The organism is Streptomyces sp. NRRL F-5126 (genome assembly GCF_000721265.1).
Taxonomy (GTDB): domain Bacteria; phylum Actinomycetota; class Actinomycetes; order Streptomycetales; family Streptomycetaceae; genus Streptomyces.
In genome coordinates, this window is sequence record NZ_JOFZ01000046.1 from 1 (window position 1) to 869 (window position 869).

The 869-nt window shown below is 69.6% G+C and carries 1 protein-coding gene; it reads left to right on the top strand.

Annotated elements, in window-relative coordinates:
• A partial coding sequence (locus tag IH48_RS0132200) for a beta-ketoacyl synthase N-terminal-like domain-containing protein (RefSeq protein ID WP_030912874.1) occupies window positions 1-869 on the top strand: 869 nt, incomplete at both ends.

Below are 869 nucleotides of genomic sequence, written 5' to 3' on the forward strand. Positions count from 1 at the left end.
TGCCGTTATCCGGGTGGTGTGCGGTCGCCTGAGGGATTGTGGGGTCTGGTTGCGGGGAGCACGGATGCGATATCCGGGTTCCCCGAGGACCGTGGGTGGGACACCGAGACGCTCTACGATCCGGACCCGGACGCACCCCACAAGTCATACTCCCGCCACGGCGGCTTCCTCACCGAGGCGGACGGCTTCGACGCCGAGTTCTTCGGCATCAGCCCGCGTGAAGCACTGACCATCGACCCCCAGCAGCGGCTGCTGCTGGAATGCGCCTGGGAAGCGACCGAACGCTCCGGCATCGACCCCACCTCCCTGCGCGGCAGCCGGACCGGCGTCTTCGCCGGCGTCATGTACAACGACTACGCCGCCCGCTTCCTGGAAAAGCCCAAAGAACTCGAGGGCTACCTCGGCCTGGGCAGCGCCGCCAGCATCGCCTCCGGCCGCATCTCCTACACCTTCGGCCTCGAAGGCCCCGCCGTCAGCGTCGACACCGCCTGCTCCTCCTCCCTCGTCGCACTCCACCTCGCCGTCCAGGCCCTGCGCAACAACGAATGCGAACTCGCCCTCGCCGGCGGCGCCACCCTCATGGCCACCCCCAACACCTTCATCGAGTTCAGCCGCCAACGCGGCCTCTCTCCCGACGGACGCTGCAAGCCCTTCGCCGCCGCTGCCGACGGCACCGGCTGGGCCGAGGGCGTCGGCCTGATCATGCTGGAGCGCCTCTCCGACGCACAGCGCAACGGCCACACCGTGCTCGCCCTGATCCGCGGCAGCGCCGTCAACCAAGACGGCACCAGCAGCCAACTCAGCGCCCCCAACGGCCCCTCCCAGGAACGCGTCATCCGCCAGGCCCTCGCCAACGCCGGTCTGTCCGG